Origin of the sequence: Pseudomonas sp. RIT623, assembly GCF_004519305.1 — a bacterium.
Lineage (GTDB): Bacteria > Pseudomonadota > Gammaproteobacteria > Pseudomonadales > Pseudomonadaceae > Aquipseudomonas.
On record NZ_SOZA01000006.1, the window covers coordinates 141,309 to 156,385 of the forward strand.

A 15,077-nucleotide genomic window follows, 5' to 3' on the forward strand; every position below is an offset into this window, starting at 1 on the left:
TCTTTTTCAACCAGAACAACACGATCCGATCTCCCGATGTCTGCCTCGCGTCCCGAAAACCGTCTGCACCGCCTGCTCCCGGCGCCCCTGAATATCCCACCCCGAGAATGGCTGCGCGCAGGCCTTGGCGCGTTGCTCGGCCTGTTCCTCGCCGGTTACCTGTGCAGCCTGCTGTATGGGCCGTCGGTCGCCTTGCACCTGCTCGGGCCGCTGGCGGCCTCGGCGGTGCTGGTGTTCGCCGTGCACTCAGGGCCGCTGGCGCAGCCCTGGCCAGTATTGGGCAGCTACGCCCTGGCCGGCGCCGTGGGCCTGGCCATGCGCCATGGCTTCGGCGACGGCCTGTGGGTCGCCGCCGCCGCGCTGGGCATCGCAATCCTGGCGATGTGCTTGCTGCGCTGCCTGCACCCGCCGGGTGGCGGCGTGGCGGTCAGCGCGGTACTGGCCGATCCGGGGCTGGTGGCGCTGGGTGACCACCTGCTCGAGCCGGTGCTGCTCAATGCCTTGATCCTGGTCGCGGTGGCGGTGCTCTACAACCGCCTGACCGGCGTGCGCTACCCCAAGGGCACGGCCCCGCGCAAGGACCTGCACCACACCCACGACCCGTTGCCCGGCGAGCGGGTCGGGATCAACGCCGAGGATCTGGACCAGGCCCTTGCAGAGATCGGTGAGTTCGTCGACGTGACCCGCGACGAGTTGGAGCGGATCATCCTGGCGACCGAGCAACATGCCTTGCAACGCAGCCTGGGCGGCATCACCGCTAGCGCGGTGATGTCTCGCGATGTGCAATCGGCGACGCCGCGCACCACCCTCGAACAGGCCTGGAAGATGCTCGCCAGTCATCACCTGAAGACCTTGCCCGTGCTCGATGGCGGGCGCCTGGTGGGGATCGTCAGCCTCAGCGACCTGGTTGGCCCGGCGATGGCCCGTGGCCGGTTCAGCTGGCGCGGCTTGTGGCGGCGCAAGGTGGTGCGCCTGGAGCAGGTGATGAGCCGCCGAGTGGTCAGCGTCGGCAGCCAGCACCCACTGGAGCGCCTGCTGCCGCTGCTCAGCGAGCAGGGGCTGCACTGCCTGCCGGTGCTCGACGCTGACCAGTTGGTGGGGGTTATCACCCAGACCGACCTGATCGCCGGGCTCAAGCGGCACTTGCTCAATGCCGCGACGCAGGGCTCAGATCAGCGGGTCCCAGCGTTGTGACCAGTCGCTGTCGCCGGCTGCCACCAGCCGGCGCAGCACCGTGAAGGCCTGTTGCAGGGCCTCGCTGTCGCGCTTGCGCGGGTAGACCAGGAAGGTCGGGTAGGTGAACTCCGGCGCCTGTGGTACCCGCTCGAACACCCCGCTTTGCAAGTAGGCTTGCACCACCCGGGTACGGAAGTAGCCGCTGCCACCCTGGTCGAGTATGAACTGCAAGGCCAGCGGCCCGAGGTTGAAACTCAGCGCCGGGCGTGACAGGTCGGGCAGGGCGGCATCGTGCTGGCGGCGGAATGCTTCGCCCCAGTCGATGTAGATGTACGGCTCGGGGGCGTCGATGCGGCGCACGCGGATCAGTTTTTCCTCCATCAACTGCTCAACCTGCAAGCCTGGGCCGTAGGTCGGCTGGTAAACCAGCGCAGCGTCCAGCAGGCCCATCTCGACCTTGCGCAGCAGCGACTCGCCATCGCTCACCTCGCTGCGGATCGCGTGGCTGGGCAGCTCATGGTGCAGGGCGCTGACCCAGTCGAGCATCATCGGGTTGCCCAGGCTCACCTCACCGCCCACATGCAGTACCTGCTGGCAGCCCTGGGGCAGTGGCAGGTCGCGGCGCGCGGCTTCCCAGGTTTGTACCAGTTGGTTGGCGTAGGTGACGAAGGCCTCGCCGTCGCTGGTCAGGCTGGCGCCGTTGCGGCTGCGCACGAACAGTTGGCAGCCGAGTTGCTGCTCCAGGCGCTGGACCCGCGCGGTGATGGCTGTCTGCGACACGAACAGACGCTCGGCGGCGGCGACCAGGCTGCCGCAACGCACGATTTCCAGGAAGGTTCGGGCCTGATCGATGTCCATGGTGACGCTCTGTGGCTGGAGGGGTGGCCTATTCTAGAGGCTTTGCACCCTAATGGGGCGAACGCCGGCGTAGCTGGTGCCAGCCGCCGCAGCGGCTACAGCGAACCTGCGGCTATCTCGGCAAAGGACGGGCGCGCCAGCACTTGCGCTTGCTGGCAAACCCTGGCCAACTCGCGCAGACCCTGGTCGTCCTGTTCGCAGCAGCCCAGCAACTCTTCCACGAGGATGCCGAAGGCGCGTACTTCCAAGCGCTCCAATGCCCTGGCGGCGGGCGGATGGAACGATGCCGCGCCGAAATCCCCCAACAGGCATTGGCCGTCTTCATCGAACAGGATGTTATGGGCATACAAGTCGCCATGATTGAGGCCACGCCCATGCAGGTGGGCGCACACCGAGGCGATGCCGGCCACCAGGCGGCGGACTGTTGGCAAGGCCAAGCGCCGAGCCTCGGGGTAGCGGTCGCGGGTGCAGCTGTCCAGGCTAGGCGGGCCGGCGAGATTCGACCAATGCCCATCGATCAGCGCCATGACCAGCGCCGGCAGGCCTTGAGGATGATCGTCGATACGTCCGGCCAGGCGCACCAGTTGCGGATGCTCGCCGGCAGCGATGCTGGCGCTCATTTCCGCCAGCGGCGAGCCGTCGCTGGTCATCGCGCCCTTGTACAGCTTGACTGCCACCGGCGCTGTCTGGCCTGACCAGTGCGCCCGGTGGATCAGCCCCGAGGCACCGCGGCCGAGTTCCTGTTCCAGGCGGATGTCGCGCCAGTGCAGCGTGGGGCAGTGGCCATCGGTAGCTGGCGCGACAAAACCCTGGGGCAGCGGGTTGTCGGCGTAGGCGAGCCAGGCCAGGCGCGGCAGGTGCAACAGCCAGTCGGGCAGGGCTGTCAGGCGGTTGCTGGCGATGCGCAGCAGTTCCAGGCGCTCGCAGCGCGCCAGGCTGCTGGGCAGCGCCGTCAGTCGGTTGCCGGCGAGCATCAGCTTTTGCAGTTGGGCGCAGTCGCCGAGGGCGTCGGGCAGTTGCTCCAGGGCGTTGTCGGTCAGCACCAGCGAGCGCAGGCTCGCCGGCAGGGCCTGGCCATCGACCTGGGTGATGCGGTTGCTCTTGAACCCCACGGTCTCCAGCAGCGGGCAACGGCCGATGCTCAGTGGCAGGTGGGTGAAGGCGTTCTCCGAGCAGAACAGCACCTTGAGCCGGTGCAACCGGTGCAGGTCCTCGGGCAGGTCGGTGAGGGCGTTGCCGGTGAGGTCGAGCACTTCCAGGCTGTCGGCCAGCTCGAAGATCTCGTGGGGGAAGTGCGTCAGGTCTTGGCGCAGGTCAAGGCGGGTGATGCCGCGCAGGCGGCCGGCGCGCAGGTCGTCGAGGGTAGGCATGGAGCGGCTCTTGAGTCGGGGCTGACTATTCTAGAGCGTTAGTCCCTGCAAATCTGCATATGGGTTGCGACTTAAGTCCGATGGCGAGGGCGCAGGGCCGGTCCATACTCCAGGCTCGCCCTTCAATAACAACAAGTACCGGGTTGCGAACCAATGACCTATCAGCACAGCTACGCCCATTCCATTGCCGATCCCGCGGCCTTCTGGCAGGCCCAGGCCGAACAGCTGGCCTGGCAGCGCAAGCCTTCCATCACCTTGCAGCGCAACGCCGATGGCACCCACCGCTGGTTCGCCGACGGTCGCCTGAACAGCTGTTACCTGGCCCTTGACCAGCAGATCGAGCAGGGCCGTGGCGAACAACTGGCGTTGATCTACGATTCGCCCGTGACCGGCGCGCAGCAAACCTTCACCTACCTGCAACTGCGCGACGAAGTCGCGCGCCTGGCCGGCCTGCTGCGCAGCCTGGGCGTGGGCAAGGGCGACGGGGTGATCATCTACATGCCGATGGTGCCCCAGGCGGCCATGGCCATGCTCGCCTGCGCGCGCATCGGCGCGGTGCACTCGGTAGTGTTCGGTGGCTTTGCCGCGAACGAGCTGGCGCTGCGGATCGACGATGCCCGGCCCGCCTTGCTGCTTACCGCCTCCTGCGGCCTGGAGTTCGACCGGGTGATCGAGTACAAGCCGCTAGTCGACCGCGCCCTGCAACTGGCCCGCCACCAGCCGCGGCATGTGCTGGTGCTGCAGCGGCCCCAGGCCCGCGCCGAGCTGCAAGCCGGACGCGACCTGGACTGGCAGCAGGCACTGGGCGGCGCCGAGGCGGTGGCACCTGTGGCGCTGGATGCCGGTGACCCGCTGTACATCATGTACACCTCCGGCACCACCGGCAAACCCAAGGGAATCGTCCGCGAAAACGGCGGCAATGCGGTCGCCCTGTGCTATGCCATGCGGCATATCTATGGCATGCAGGCCGGTGACGTGTGGTGGGGTATTTCCGACGTCGGCTGGGTGGTTGGCCATTCGCTGATCGTCTACGGGCCATTGATGAGCGGCTGCACCACGCTGTTCTACGAAGGCAAGCCGATTCGCACCCCGGATGCCGGGGCCTATTGGCGTATCGTCGAGCAGTATCGGGTCAACGGGCTGTTCTGCGCGCCTACCGCCATGCGGGCCATCCGTAAGGAAGACCCGGAAGGCGAGTTGCTCCGTGGGCATGACCTGAGCTCGCTGCGCCAACTGTTCCTCGCCGGCGAGAAGCTCGACTCCAGCACCCACGCCTGGCTCGAGCGGGTCACTGGCAAGCCGGTGCACGACCACTGGTGGCAGACCGAGACGGGCTGGCCGGTAACCGCGCCGTGCGTGGGGCTTGAAGGCAGCGCTGCGCGAGCGGGGTCGAGCAACCGCGCGGTGCCGGGTTACCACGTGCAGGTGCTGGACGATGACGGCAAGCCGCTGGGGCCTAACCAGCAGGGCGCCATCGTCATTGCCTTGCCGTTGCCCCCTGGCTGCAGCCAGACCTTGTGGGGCGATCACCAGCGGTATTTGCAGGCCTACCTGCACAGTTATCCAGGCTACTACCACACCGGTGACGGCGGTTACCTGGACGATGACGGCTTCGTCTACATCATGGGGCGCACCGATGATGTCATCAACGTCTCCGGCCACCGCCTGGCCACCGGCGAGATGGAGGACCTGGTGGCGCGCCATCCGGCGGTGGCCGAATGCGCGGTGATCGGCGTGCACGACGAGATCAAGGGCCAGGTGCCGTTGGCGCTGGTGGTGCTCAAGGACGGGCAGGGCATTGGCGAGGTGCAGCTGCAGGGCGAGCTGGTGGCCAGTGTGCGCGAGCAGATTGGCGCCTTGGCTTGCTTCAACCGGGTGCGGCTGGTCAAGCGCCTGCCCAAGACCCGTTCGGGCAAGATCCTGCGGGCGGTGCTGCGCAAGATTGCCGATGGGCAGGACTACGCGCCACCCTCGACCCTGGATGATCCGGCGGTACTGGCTGAGCTCGAGGGTGTGCTGGCGGACCTGCCCAGGGCGGGCTGAACCCATCGCGCAGCGCCGTTTCCACCAGGCGCCTTCAGGGCAACTGCGCAAGCGCTGGTGCGCCGATGCGAGTTGCCCGGTGGTCGCTGGCGTCGAGCTGCTGCAACTGCCCCAGCCGGCTGCGGGTGCGCATCAGGTCGGCGAGCGTCCCGCCCAGGCTTTCAGCCAGTGCCCGCTTGCCGATCAGCGTTAGCTGACGGTCCTGGTCGTACAGCACGTCCACCAGGTTGATGAAGCGCTGTTGCGCGGCCAGCGAGCACTCGGCCAGGTCGTTTAGGCCGTCGATGATCCAGTGCTCGTAACGCTCGGCCAACACCAGGTAGTCGATGACCGCGGTGGCTTGCTCGCACAGGTCGCTGAAGGCGAACATCACCTGGCCGCCAGCCTCGGCCAGCACTCGCAGCGGGCGCTGGTTGATCGCCAGTACCACGGGCTGTACTGGCGGTATACCCAAGGCTTGGCGTTGCGCCGCGTCCCCCGGCCAGATGTAATGCCCCTGGGTGAACCGTTGCTGCGCGCGGTTGGTCGGCAGGCTGCGAAAATCGGTTGCGCCGTCGACCTCCAGCACCTGCATATGGCCGTTGATCAGGTGGATCACCGGCAGGAAGCGTTGGTGATAAAGCGGGTTGGGCAGCAGGCCCTCGGGGGCATAGTTGCTGGTCAGCAACAGAAACACACCGCGCCTGAACAAGGCATCGAACATACGGGTGAGCAGCATGGCGTCACCGATGTCGTGCACGTGAAACTCATCGAAGCACAGCACCTGCACATCGCCCAGCAGTTCATCGAGCGTTGCGCCGAGGGCATCGTTCAGCAGGCGATGGCGATGCATGCCCTGGTGCAGGCGAGCGAAGAAATCATGAAAGTGCAGGCGCCGCTTGGCGGGTGTTGGCACGGCCTGGAAGAAGCCGTCGAGCAACCAGCTCTTGCCACGCCCCACGGCGCCATGCAGATACAGGCTGCGTGCCCGGCCATGGTCGAGCGCAGCCAGTTGCGTGGCCATGGCCTCGATTACCTGGCGCTGGCCGGTGCTCAGGGTATAGCCGCACGCCGCCGCCCGGCCCTGGAAAATGTCGAGCAGGGTGCTGGCCGGAGGGCTGCGGCGGCGCAGCACGGCGGGTATCCAGGTGGGCACGGTAGGTTCCTCACGGTCGAGACAGGGCAGCGCGCAGCTTGCGCGCGCATAGGCATTTTGACCAATCGAGAAAATGCCGGGCAATGATCGTGAAAGGTGATAGGTCGCTCAGCCCTTGCGCGCCAGTTGCCGTTCGATCATGTACTTGATCGCCAGGCGGCGTTCCTTGAGGTGGCGCAGGTCTTCGTCCGCGAAATTGCCCGCCGAGATTGATTCGGCGGCCAGCACCTGGTTGTCGATGTCGACGTACTCGTCGAGCAGGCGGTCGAGTTGCTTGTCCTGCTGGCGGCGCTGCTGGACGATTTCGCGGGGATAGTGCAGGTCCTGGTAGAGATCATGGGAAGCTGGCATGGCGCCCTCCTTGTGAATGCGCAGATAGGTCTCTACCTGATTGGAAGGGGCGAAGCCGAATGTGTTGAAGCGAGGCGGTGGAAAAGCGACGAATGGCTTATGACCGAAGCGTCGTGGCGCCTGGCCCTGGCTGGCGCGGTGTTCGCCGGCGAGGCAGGCGCCTGTGGGCAAGGAGGCGACGGAAAACCACGGCGTATCGGGCAGAACTACTAACTTGCTGTTTTCCTATGATTTTTTTTAAAAAAAGCTTCCCACCTGAGAAAAACGTTGTTAAAGTGCGCGCCATTGCTGAGCAGCGACACACGCAGCGACAGCAGTATCTACAGGGGCGTCGCCAAGCGGTAAGGCAGCAGGTTTTGATCCTGCCATGCGTTGGTTCGAATCCAGCCGCCCCTGCCATATTTGAAAAAATCGCCGAAAGGCGATTTTTTCGTTTCTGCGTAGGTGAAAAGCCCTGTTGCGCTGTATGAAAAGCCTTGAGACGAAGGTCAGGCAAGGCGAAAACAGCCGAGCAAGCGCAGTGTACTGAAGCACATGAGCACCGAGGCTGTTTTCAACGCCGCATGAGCGAGTATCAAGGCTTTTCGTACAGTGCCTAGCGCGGGTCCAGCAGCTCTGCCAGGGCTTGGGCCAGCAGCTGCTCGCTCACCGGTTTCTGTATCACCGCACTGTGCGGCAACTCCAGCCCCTGCAGCTCGGCGTAACCGGTCAGAAACACCACCGGCAGACGGGGAAAGCGTTCGCGGGCGGCCAGCGCCAGTTGAGCACCGTTGAACGCCGGCATGGCGAAATCGGTGAGCAGCAGCTCGACCTGTTCATCTAGCAACGCCAGCGCCTGCTCGCTGCTGTGGGCCTGGCGCACATTGCAGCCATAGCGGCGCAGGACGTCGCCAATCATTTCGCGCACCAGGTGATCGTCATCCACCAACAGCACATGGCGGTCAACGACGCGTTGCGCCAAGGCGCTGGAAGTGTCCTGTTCGGGGGCGATCTCCACGGCTTGTTGATGGACCGCCGGCAGGTACACGGTGACCTGGGTGCCACGGCCTGGGGCGGTCTCGATGCGAACCCCGCCGCCGGATTGCTTGGCGAAGCCGAACACCTGGGCCAGGCCCAGGCCCGAGCCCTTGCCGATATCCTTGGTGGTGAAGAATGGCTCGAACACTTTGGCCAGCACCTCTTCGCTCATGCCGCACCCGCTGTCGCGGATCGACAACACCACGTATTCGCCGGGCTCCGGGTCTTCTGGGCGATGCGGGCGGGCGCTGACCCGGTTGTTGCGGGTGCTCAGCGTCAGTTGGCCGCCCCCTGGCATCGCATCGCGGGCGTTGATGGCCAGGTTGAGGATGATCATCTCGGTCTGGGTCGGGTCGATCAACGCTTGCCACAGGCGGGGGGCCAGATCCAGGCGCACCGCGATGCTGCCGCCCAGGGTGCGCCGCAGCAGTTCTTCCAGGCCAGACAGGGTGCGGTTGAGGTTCAGCGGCACCGGCTCGAGCCTTTGCTTGCGTGAAAATGCCAGCAATTGCGCGGTCAGCTTGGCGCCGCGCTCGCCGGCTTCGCGAATGTGTTGCAGGCGGCTGTGCGCCTTGTCCACAGAACCGCGCTCCAGGTCGCGCTGCAAGAAGCTGGCGCCGGTAAGAATCACCGTCAACAGGTTATTGAAGTCGTGCGCCACCCCGGCGGTGAGCTGACCGACCGCTTCCAGGCGCTGCATCTGCTGCAACGCGGCTTCGATGCGTTCGCGTTCGGCGATCTGCTCGCGCAGGCGCGCGTTGGCTTCGGCCAGCTCCAGGGTGGCCTCGCGCTCGCTGGTGATGTCGCGAGCGACCACGTAGAGCATGCTGTCATCCGGCACCACCACCCAGGACAGCCAGCGCTGCTGGCCGCCGGCGTGCAGGATGCGGCCAACGAAGCGGGCGCTGGTGCGCCCCAGCGACAGCGCCGCCAGCTCCGCGAGAAAACCATCCTGGTCGGTTTCGGGCAACAGCTGCAACAGCGAGATTCTTCCCAACTGCTCACGGGTAAAGCCCAAGCTGGCTTCCCAGGCTGGGTTCAGGGCCACGGGGGTCAGGTCCTTGTTCAGCACCGCCAGCAGGTCCTGGGACAGTTCCCAGGCGCGGTCACGCTCACGGGTGCGGCGCTCGACCCGCTCGCCGAGCATCTCGTTGAGCTGTTCCAGCGCGCGGGTGGCCTGACGCTGTTGATGGATGTCCTGCAATACCCCGGAGAAACGCAGGCAGCGGCCGTCGACGAACTGGGTCTGGCCGCTGGAAAGCAGCCAGCGGGGCTCCAGCCCAGCCGGCTGGTCGATGCGAAACTCGGCGCGGTACAAGCCGTCGCTGTCCGGTTGCATGGCTTGCTCGACGGCGTCGCGCACCCGCGCCCGGTCGTCTGGATAGATCCCGGCATAGAAGACTTCGAGGGTCATCTGGGTATCGGACGGCAGGCCGAACAAAGTTTTGCAGCGGTCATCCCACAGCAGCAGGTTGTCCTGCGGTCGAAAATCCCAGGTACCCATGCCCGCCGCGTCGATGGCGATGCGCGCGCGTGCCTCGACGTCCGCCAGCGCTTCTTCGGCGCGGCGTCGGCGCTGGCGTTCCTGCACCTCGGTCATGGCCCTGCGTACGGCCTTGGGCAGCAGCGGCAGGTTTTTCTTCAGCACATAGTCGGTGGCGCCGAGGCGGATCATCTCCACCGCGTGTTCTTCGCCGTAGATCCCCGACAGAAAAATGAAAGGCACGTCGGCGGCCAGGCGCTGGGCGATGGCCAGCACCTCGGTCCCGGACGAACCCGGCAGTACGCAATCGCACAGGATCAGGTCATAGCTGGCTTCTAGCAGGGCATGTTCCACGCCGACATGGTCGAACACCAGCCGCGATTGCACATGCAGCCCACTGCGCTCCAGGCGCAGCAGGGTCAGTTCGGCGTCCATGCTGCTGTCCTCGACCAGCAACAACCTGATGGGCGTGTTCGGCATCGTCGCGGCGCTCAAGGCTTGCTGCGCCGGTTCAGACGCAGCGAGCCGGGTGGCGGCTCGTTGAGCACGGCCCAGAACACCCCCAGTTCGGAAATGGCGGCAACGAACTCCTTGAACTCCACAGGCTTGACCACATAGGCATTGACGCCCAGCTCATAGGCCCGCAGCAGGTCCGGCTCTTCTCGCGAGGAGGTCAGCATCACGGTGGGGATGCTGCGCAGCTCTGCGGTATCGCGCACCTGTTTGAGCACTTCCAGGCCGTCCACCTTGGGCAGCTTGAGGTCCAGCAGCAATACGGCCGGGTTGCCGTCGTCGCGTGCGGCATAGCTGTTGCGCCGCAGCAGGTAGTCCAGTGCTTCGGCGCCGTCGCGCAGCACGATGACTTCGTTGGCCAACTGGCTGCGCTCCAGTGCAAGGAGGGTCAACTCCAGGTCCCTGGGGTTGTCTTCGACCAGCAGGATAGGTTTGAGCATGTGGGTAACGGTGCCTCAGGAGTGCGCTTGGAAGCGCGGAAGTACGAAATGGAAGCTGGCGCCCTGGTCGGGTTGGCCGTCGGCCCAGACTCGACCGTCATGGCGTTCGATGATGCGGCGCACGCTGGCCAGGCCGATACCGGTGCCTTCGAAATCTTCCATGCGGTGCAGGCGCTGGAACACACCGAACAGCTTGTTGGCATAGGCCATGTCGAAGCCGACGCCATTGTCGCGGACATACACTTCCGTCTCCCGTTCGTGTTGCACGGAGCCGACCTCGATGCGTGCCGGGGCACGGTCGCGGCTGTACTTGATGGCATTGGACAGCAGGTTGTGCAAGACCATGTTGATGAACGCCGGGTCGGCGATGACCTTGGGCAATGGGGCGATCTCCCAGATGACTTCACGTCCCTGGTAGTCGGGCTCGAGCTCGACGCGAATGCTGTCGACCAAGGCATTGAGGTCGACGTCCGACAGACGCAGGGCGGAGCGGCCCATTTGCGAGAAGTTTAGAAGATTGTCCACCAGCGAGCCGGCAAATTGCGCAGCCTCGCCAATGTGGGTGAGGAAGCGGTGGCCGCGTTCGCTCAAACGCTCGCCTTCGATCTCGCCGAGCAGTTCCGAATAGCCGGCGATATGGCGCAGTGGCGCCCGCAAGTCATGGGACACGCTATAGGAAAACGCCTCGAGTTCCTTGTTCGAACGCTTGAGCTCGCCGGCCAGTTGCGCCAGTTCCTCGGCCTTGCGCAGGACGATGCCTAGCACAGCGCTGCGCAGCTCGAGCACGGCATCGAGGATCATCGGGCTCCAGGGCAGGCTGAAGCCGCGCACCACCTCTTGCCAGCGGGCGAAGCTGTGGCGCGGGCTGAGTTGTCCCAGGGGGCTGATCGTCTTGTCGGGACGCCCGGCCCAGTTGACCCGACGCACTTGCTCCGGGCGGAACCACACCAGATAGTGCGAGTGGATCTGGGAAATCGCCACGGCCAGCACGCCGCCGACCTGATCGGCCAGTTCCGCAAGCTCGTCGATGTCCCGCCCGACATTGTCGCTATGGAACACCAGTTCGTCCCCCCGGCGGGCCAGCCAGTGCACCAAGGCGGTGACCTGGGCCTCGGAGGGTGTGTCGCCGATCAGGTCGCAGCGTTCGGCGCTGATGATCGCGGCGCCGCTGGCGTCGGCGAAGGCCAACAGGACTTCGGGAAGGTCGAGCAGGCCTGCGCTGACACTGTCGTGGTCGGCCATCGAGGCCAGCATGCGCACGATGCGTTCGCGCAGCGCCAGTAACGTACGGGTGCTGTCATGGGACTCGCGCGATTCGATCTGCAGCGACAGCACGCTGGCCAGCAGTTCGCAGGCGGTGCGGGTCTGGAAGTCGACGGCGCGGGGTTGCGCGTGGTGGCAGGAGATCAGTCCCCAGAGTCTGTCGTCGACCACGATCGACAGCGACATGGACGCCAGTGTCTCCATGTTGCGCATGTATTGCAGGTGCACGGGCGATACGCTGCGCAGCGTGGCGAAGCTCATGTCCAGGGGGCGCCCGGTACGTGGGTTGAGGGTGGGGTGCAACGGCGAGGGTTGGTAGTTGGCATCCTCGATCAGGCGGATGCGGTTGATCCGATACAGCTCGCGGGCCTGGCGCGGAATATCCGAGGCCGGAAAGCACAAGCCCAGGTAGCTGGGGTAGCCGGGATCGGCCAGTTCGCTCAGCACCGTACCGTTGCCCTCGCTGTCGAAGCTGTAGGCCTTGACCCGGCCGAAGCCGGTGATGCGTTTGATCTGCTCGATCGAGTGCTGCAGCAACTCTTCGATGCTGTTGGCCTGGTGCAAGGTGTCGACGAAGGCGCGCACCAGTGGGTAGTAGTCGCCCTGGAGCGGCCCGCTACGGCGCTGGCTGGGCTCGAACTCGAGGATCAGCAACTGCTCGTGGCGGTGCGCGAGTACCCGCAGCAGGCCCTGGCAGGGTGCGCCCTGGCGCAGCTGCAGATCGCCGATATGAAAGGGAAACGCCTGTGCATCGGGCAGCAGGGCCAGTTGCTCGCGCAGCTCGAAGCCTTCGCGCACCAGCGCGCGGAACGGCATGCCGAGCACTTCGCTGGCACGCAGGCCGAGCCACTGCTCGACGTTCTCGCTGGCCTGCAGCACCTCGAGCGCGGTCTCGTCCAGCACCAGCAGGAAGCCCTGGGGCTGGATACTGCCCGGGACCTGGATCGGTTCCTCGGCACAGCGCTCGATGGCTTGGTCCAGTGGTGTGGGCGCGTTGCTCAAGGGAAAACTCCTGTCAGGCCTGTGCACGGGTTGCAGCTTGCCATGCACGGTATCAGAAGGCCGGTCGTTTTGCCGGTATCTGGGTGTTGGAGGGGCGTTCGACGCAGAGGTTTCGTCGAACCCTGTTGTCGGTAGGCACCAGCCTTGCTGGCGAAGCACCCGCCATTTTCATTAATGCCAAAGAAGGGTAGGGCCGCGCGTTCGTCAGCCAATCGCGCTGCTACGCTCAAGCTCAACCCCTCCAGACAAGGAACCCGCTGGTGTTGGAACGCGTAGTCACCGTGCTGCTGGCCCTGTGTGCCTGCTCCAGTGCCCTGGCCGCAGACTTTCTCGTCGAGGTCCAGGTTTTGGTGCAGCGTGGCTGCATGCTGGTCAGCCAGCAACGCGATGCCGGCGCCCAGGCCTTGGGTGTCGTCGACCTCGGGGCCGCGCCGCGCCTCGATGGCGCCGATGCGCCCTTGAGCGGCGTGCTGTTCAGCCAGCGTCCGCCACGCCTGGAATGCAACCCCGACACCCCGTATCAGGTTCGCGTCGACGGTGGCCAGCACGGCGGCGTCGGCGAGTTGCGTTACCTGGCCAGCAGCGATGCCCGATCCCGGCCGATCCCATACCGCCTGTACGCTGACCCCAGCTGGCGCCAGCCGCTGGCGGTGAATGTCGCACAAGCGGCGCGGGTCCCGGACAGCGGCGTGGTGGAGCTGCCGCTGTACGCCAGGATCGACAAGCTGGCCTGGGTCCCGCGCGCCGGGCTGTACGCCGACCTGCTCAAAGTCACGGTCACCTGGTAGGAGGAGGCACCGCACATGGACGCGCTGCACCGCACTTCACTGCTGTTGCTCACCCTCGGCCCGCTGTTGTTGCCCGCTGGCGTGGCCCATGGCAGCAGTACCGGCTTCATCCAGGCGCGGCTGGTGATCAGTGCCGCCTGCCAGATCAGTAGCGACCCGCAGCAGCCGGCTTCGCTGGGTAACCCAGGCCTGCTTGACTTCGGCGCCCGTGGCCCAACCTGGGACCGGCCCTTGACCAGCAGGGTCGACGAAGCGGGGGGCGAGGGCAGCCTGCAGATCAGTTGCACGCCCCAGGTACGTGCCTTCAGCGTGCGCATCAATGGCGGCCTCAATGGCGGCGACGGCGTACGCCGGCTGAGCAACGGCCGCGAGCTGATTCCCTACCAGCTGGCCATCGACCCGGGCGGCAACAGCCGCTACGGCATCGGTCAGGCGCGAACCTTCACTATCAGCAGCACCCAGCAAGTACCTGTGCCCATCTACGGTGTGGTCATCGCGCAGCCGCGCGCGCTGCCTGCCGGGCTGTATCGCGACACCCTCAGGGTGACTCTGGACTGGTAACACGCAAGGAGATTTCGATGCCCACCCCTACCATCCGCTGCATCCTCGCCGGCCTGGGCCTCGCCCTGGCCGCCCAGGCCCAGGCCGCCACCGTGACCGGCACCATCAGCTCGACCCTGACCTTGACCGCTGCTTGCCAGGTCAATGGCAGCGGCGGCACCTCGGGGCTGAACTTCGGTAGCCTCAACTTCGGCACCCAGGACTCGTTGTTCACCACCGCCAATGGCCAGGTGCTCGGCGGTGGTGGCGGGGCCATGAGCATTCTCTGCTCGGCAGGCACGGTGCCGACTATCAAGGTGCGTGCCGGAACCCATGATTCGCAGTCCGCCGGCGGGACCCGGGCCTTGGCCGATGGCGCGGGCAATTTCGTGCCCTACGACTTCTACACCGACGCCGGCCACACCCAGCTGTTGGCGATCGACGGCACCATCACCCTGCCGACCAGCACCGGCGTGGCGCAGACCGTCAACCTGTATGGCCAGGCCCGGGGTAAAGCCGGCCTGCCGGCCGGGGTGTACACCGACACGGTGGCGGTCGAGCTGAGCTTTTGAGCCATGCCAGGCGCTGCGCGGCTACTGGCGGTCGGCTTGTGCCTGACCTTGACCCAGGGCGCCCACGCGGTCACCACCAGCACCTTCCAGGTGACGGCGCAGATCGTCGCCGGCTGCCTGGTGGTGGGCGGCGTGACGGCCTATGGCGTGCTCGACTATGGCACCAGCTCGGCACTGTCCACGGCCACCCTGAGCACCTCGCTCGGCGGCAGCACGGTGACTTTCCAGTGCACCCCCGGCGTGGCCCTGAGCATGAGCCTGGACGGCGGTCAGAACAGCGCCAGCGGCACCCGCAACCTCAAGCGCTCGGGCGGCACGCAGCTGCTGGCCTACCAGTTGTTCCGCGACGCCGCGTTCAGCCAGAGCCTGGGCATCGGCAGCAGCGTGGCGGTGAGCTACAGCGACCCGACCGCGATCAAGCTGCCGGTCTATGGCCGTACCACCCTGACCGGCACCTTGCCGGCGGGGACCTACACCGATGTCGTGCAAGTGACGGTGACCTGGTGAAAGGCCACTGCGGATAACA

13 protein-coding genes and 1 tRNA gene are annotated in these 15,077 nt (G+C 65.9%); 7 read left to right on the forward strand and 7 right to left on the reverse strand.

What is annotated here, in order from left to right; translation table 11 throughout:
• The first annotated feature begins 36 nt into the window (after positions 1-36).
• Positions 37-1,194: an HPP family protein gene (locus E3U47_RS06680; RefSeq protein ID WP_134690203.1), complete on the forward strand. Its 1,158-nt coding sequence runs from the start codon at positions 37-39 to the stop codon at positions 1,192-1,194.
• Here E3U47_RS06680 and E3U47_RS06685 read toward each other — a convergent pair.
• Positions 1,168-2,034, reverse strand: a complete 867-nt coding sequence (locus tag E3U47_RS06685; protein ID WP_134690204.1) for a LysR family transcriptional regulator — start codon at positions 2,032-2,034, stop codon at positions 1,168-1,170. The two genes, E3U47_RS06680 and E3U47_RS06685, sit on opposite strands and share 27 nt — an antisense overlap.
• A gap of 95 nt (positions 2,035-2,129) precedes the next feature.
• The gene (locus tag E3U47_RS06690; RefSeq protein ID WP_134690205.1) at positions 2,130-3,404 is read right to left on the reverse strand and encodes a leucine-rich repeat-containing protein kinase family protein; all 1,275 of its coding nucleotides are present in this window, start codon (positions 3,402-3,404) and stop codon (positions 2,130-2,132) included.
• A 153-nt stretch (positions 3,405-3,557) separates the two neighbouring features.
• On the opposite strand from E3U47_RS06690, the gene E3U47_RS06695 reads away from it, so the two are divergent.
• Complete coding sequence (locus E3U47_RS06695) at positions 3,558-5,447, forward strand: propionyl-CoA synthetase (protein ID WP_134690206.1); 1,890 nt, start codon at positions 3,558-3,560, stop codon at positions 5,445-5,447.
• A 34-nt stretch (positions 5,448-5,481) separates the two neighbouring features.
• Here E3U47_RS06695 and zapE read toward each other — a convergent pair whose 3' ends face one another.
• Both zapE and E3U47_RS06705 read right to left on the reverse strand, forming a co-directional pair.
• Positions 5,482-6,582, reverse strand: a complete 1,101-nt coding sequence (gene zapE / locus E3U47_RS06700; RefSeq protein WP_256660234.1) for a cell division protein ZapE — start codon at positions 6,580-6,582, stop codon at positions 5,482-5,484.
• A 108-nt stretch (positions 6,583-6,690) separates the two neighbouring features.
• A complete protein-coding gene (locus E3U47_RS06705) occupies positions 6,691-6,933 on the reverse strand; it encodes a hypothetical protein (protein ID WP_134690207.1) in 243 nt (80 codons plus the stop codon).
• A gap of 324 nt (positions 6,934-7,257) precedes the next feature.
• Here E3U47_RS06705 and E3U47_RS06710 point away from each other — a divergent pair.
• A tRNA-Gln gene (locus tag E3U47_RS06710) sits at positions 7,258-7,332 on the forward strand.
• Between the two features lie 196 nt (positions 7,333-7,528).
• Here the strand turns inward: E3U47_RS06710 and E3U47_RS06715 are convergent.
• Genes E3U47_RS06715 through E3U47_RS06725 form a run of 3 tightly spaced genes read right to left on the reverse strand, consistent with a single transcriptional unit; the run spans position 7,529 to position 12,651 of the window.
• The gene (locus tag E3U47_RS06715) at positions 7,529-9,913 is read right to left on the reverse strand and encodes a response regulator (RefSeq protein ID WP_134690208.1); all 2,385 of its coding nucleotides are present in this window, start codon (positions 9,911-9,913) and stop codon (positions 7,529-7,531) included.
• A gap of 11 nt (positions 9,914-9,924) precedes the next feature.
• Positions 9,925-10,386 (reverse strand): response regulator, encoded by a 462-nt coding sequence (locus E3U47_RS06720; RefSeq protein WP_134690209.1) that lies wholly within the window; start codon positions 10,384-10,386, stop codon positions 9,925-9,927.
• 15 nt (positions 10,387-10,401) lie between these two features.
• A complete protein-coding gene (locus E3U47_RS06725) occupies positions 10,402-12,651 on the reverse strand; it encodes an ATP-binding protein (protein ID WP_134690210.1) in 2,250 nt (749 codons plus the stop codon).
• Between the two features lie 260 nt (positions 12,652-12,911).
• On the opposite strand from E3U47_RS06725, the gene E3U47_RS06730 reads away from it, so the two are divergent.
• From E3U47_RS06730 to E3U47_RS06745, 4 genes are read left to right on the forward strand one after another with little or no spacing between them, the layout of a single operon-like run.
• A complete protein-coding gene (locus E3U47_RS06730; protein WP_256660235.1) occupies positions 12,912-13,439 on the forward strand; it encodes a spore coat U domain-containing protein in 528 nt (175 codons plus the stop codon).
• A 24-nt stretch (positions 13,440-13,463) separates the two neighbouring features.
• Positions 13,464-14,000 carry a spore coat U domain-containing protein gene (locus E3U47_RS06735; protein WP_134690244.1) on the forward strand — a complete coding sequence of 179 codons (537 nt, stop codon included), beginning with the start codon at positions 13,464-13,466 and terminating at the stop codon, positions 13,998-14,000.
• Between the two features lie 17 nt (positions 14,001-14,017).
• Positions 14,018-14,551, forward strand: a complete 534-nt coding sequence (locus E3U47_RS06740) for a spore coat protein U domain-containing protein (protein WP_134690211.1) — start codon at positions 14,018-14,020, stop codon at positions 14,549-14,551.
• Between the two features lie 3 nt (positions 14,552-14,554).
• The gene (locus E3U47_RS06745; RefSeq protein WP_256660236.1) at positions 14,555-15,058 is read left to right on the forward strand and encodes a spore coat U domain-containing protein; all 504 of its coding nucleotides are present in this window, start codon (positions 14,555-14,557) and stop codon (positions 15,056-15,058) included.
• The last annotated feature ends 19 nt before the right edge of the window (positions 15,059-15,077 follow it).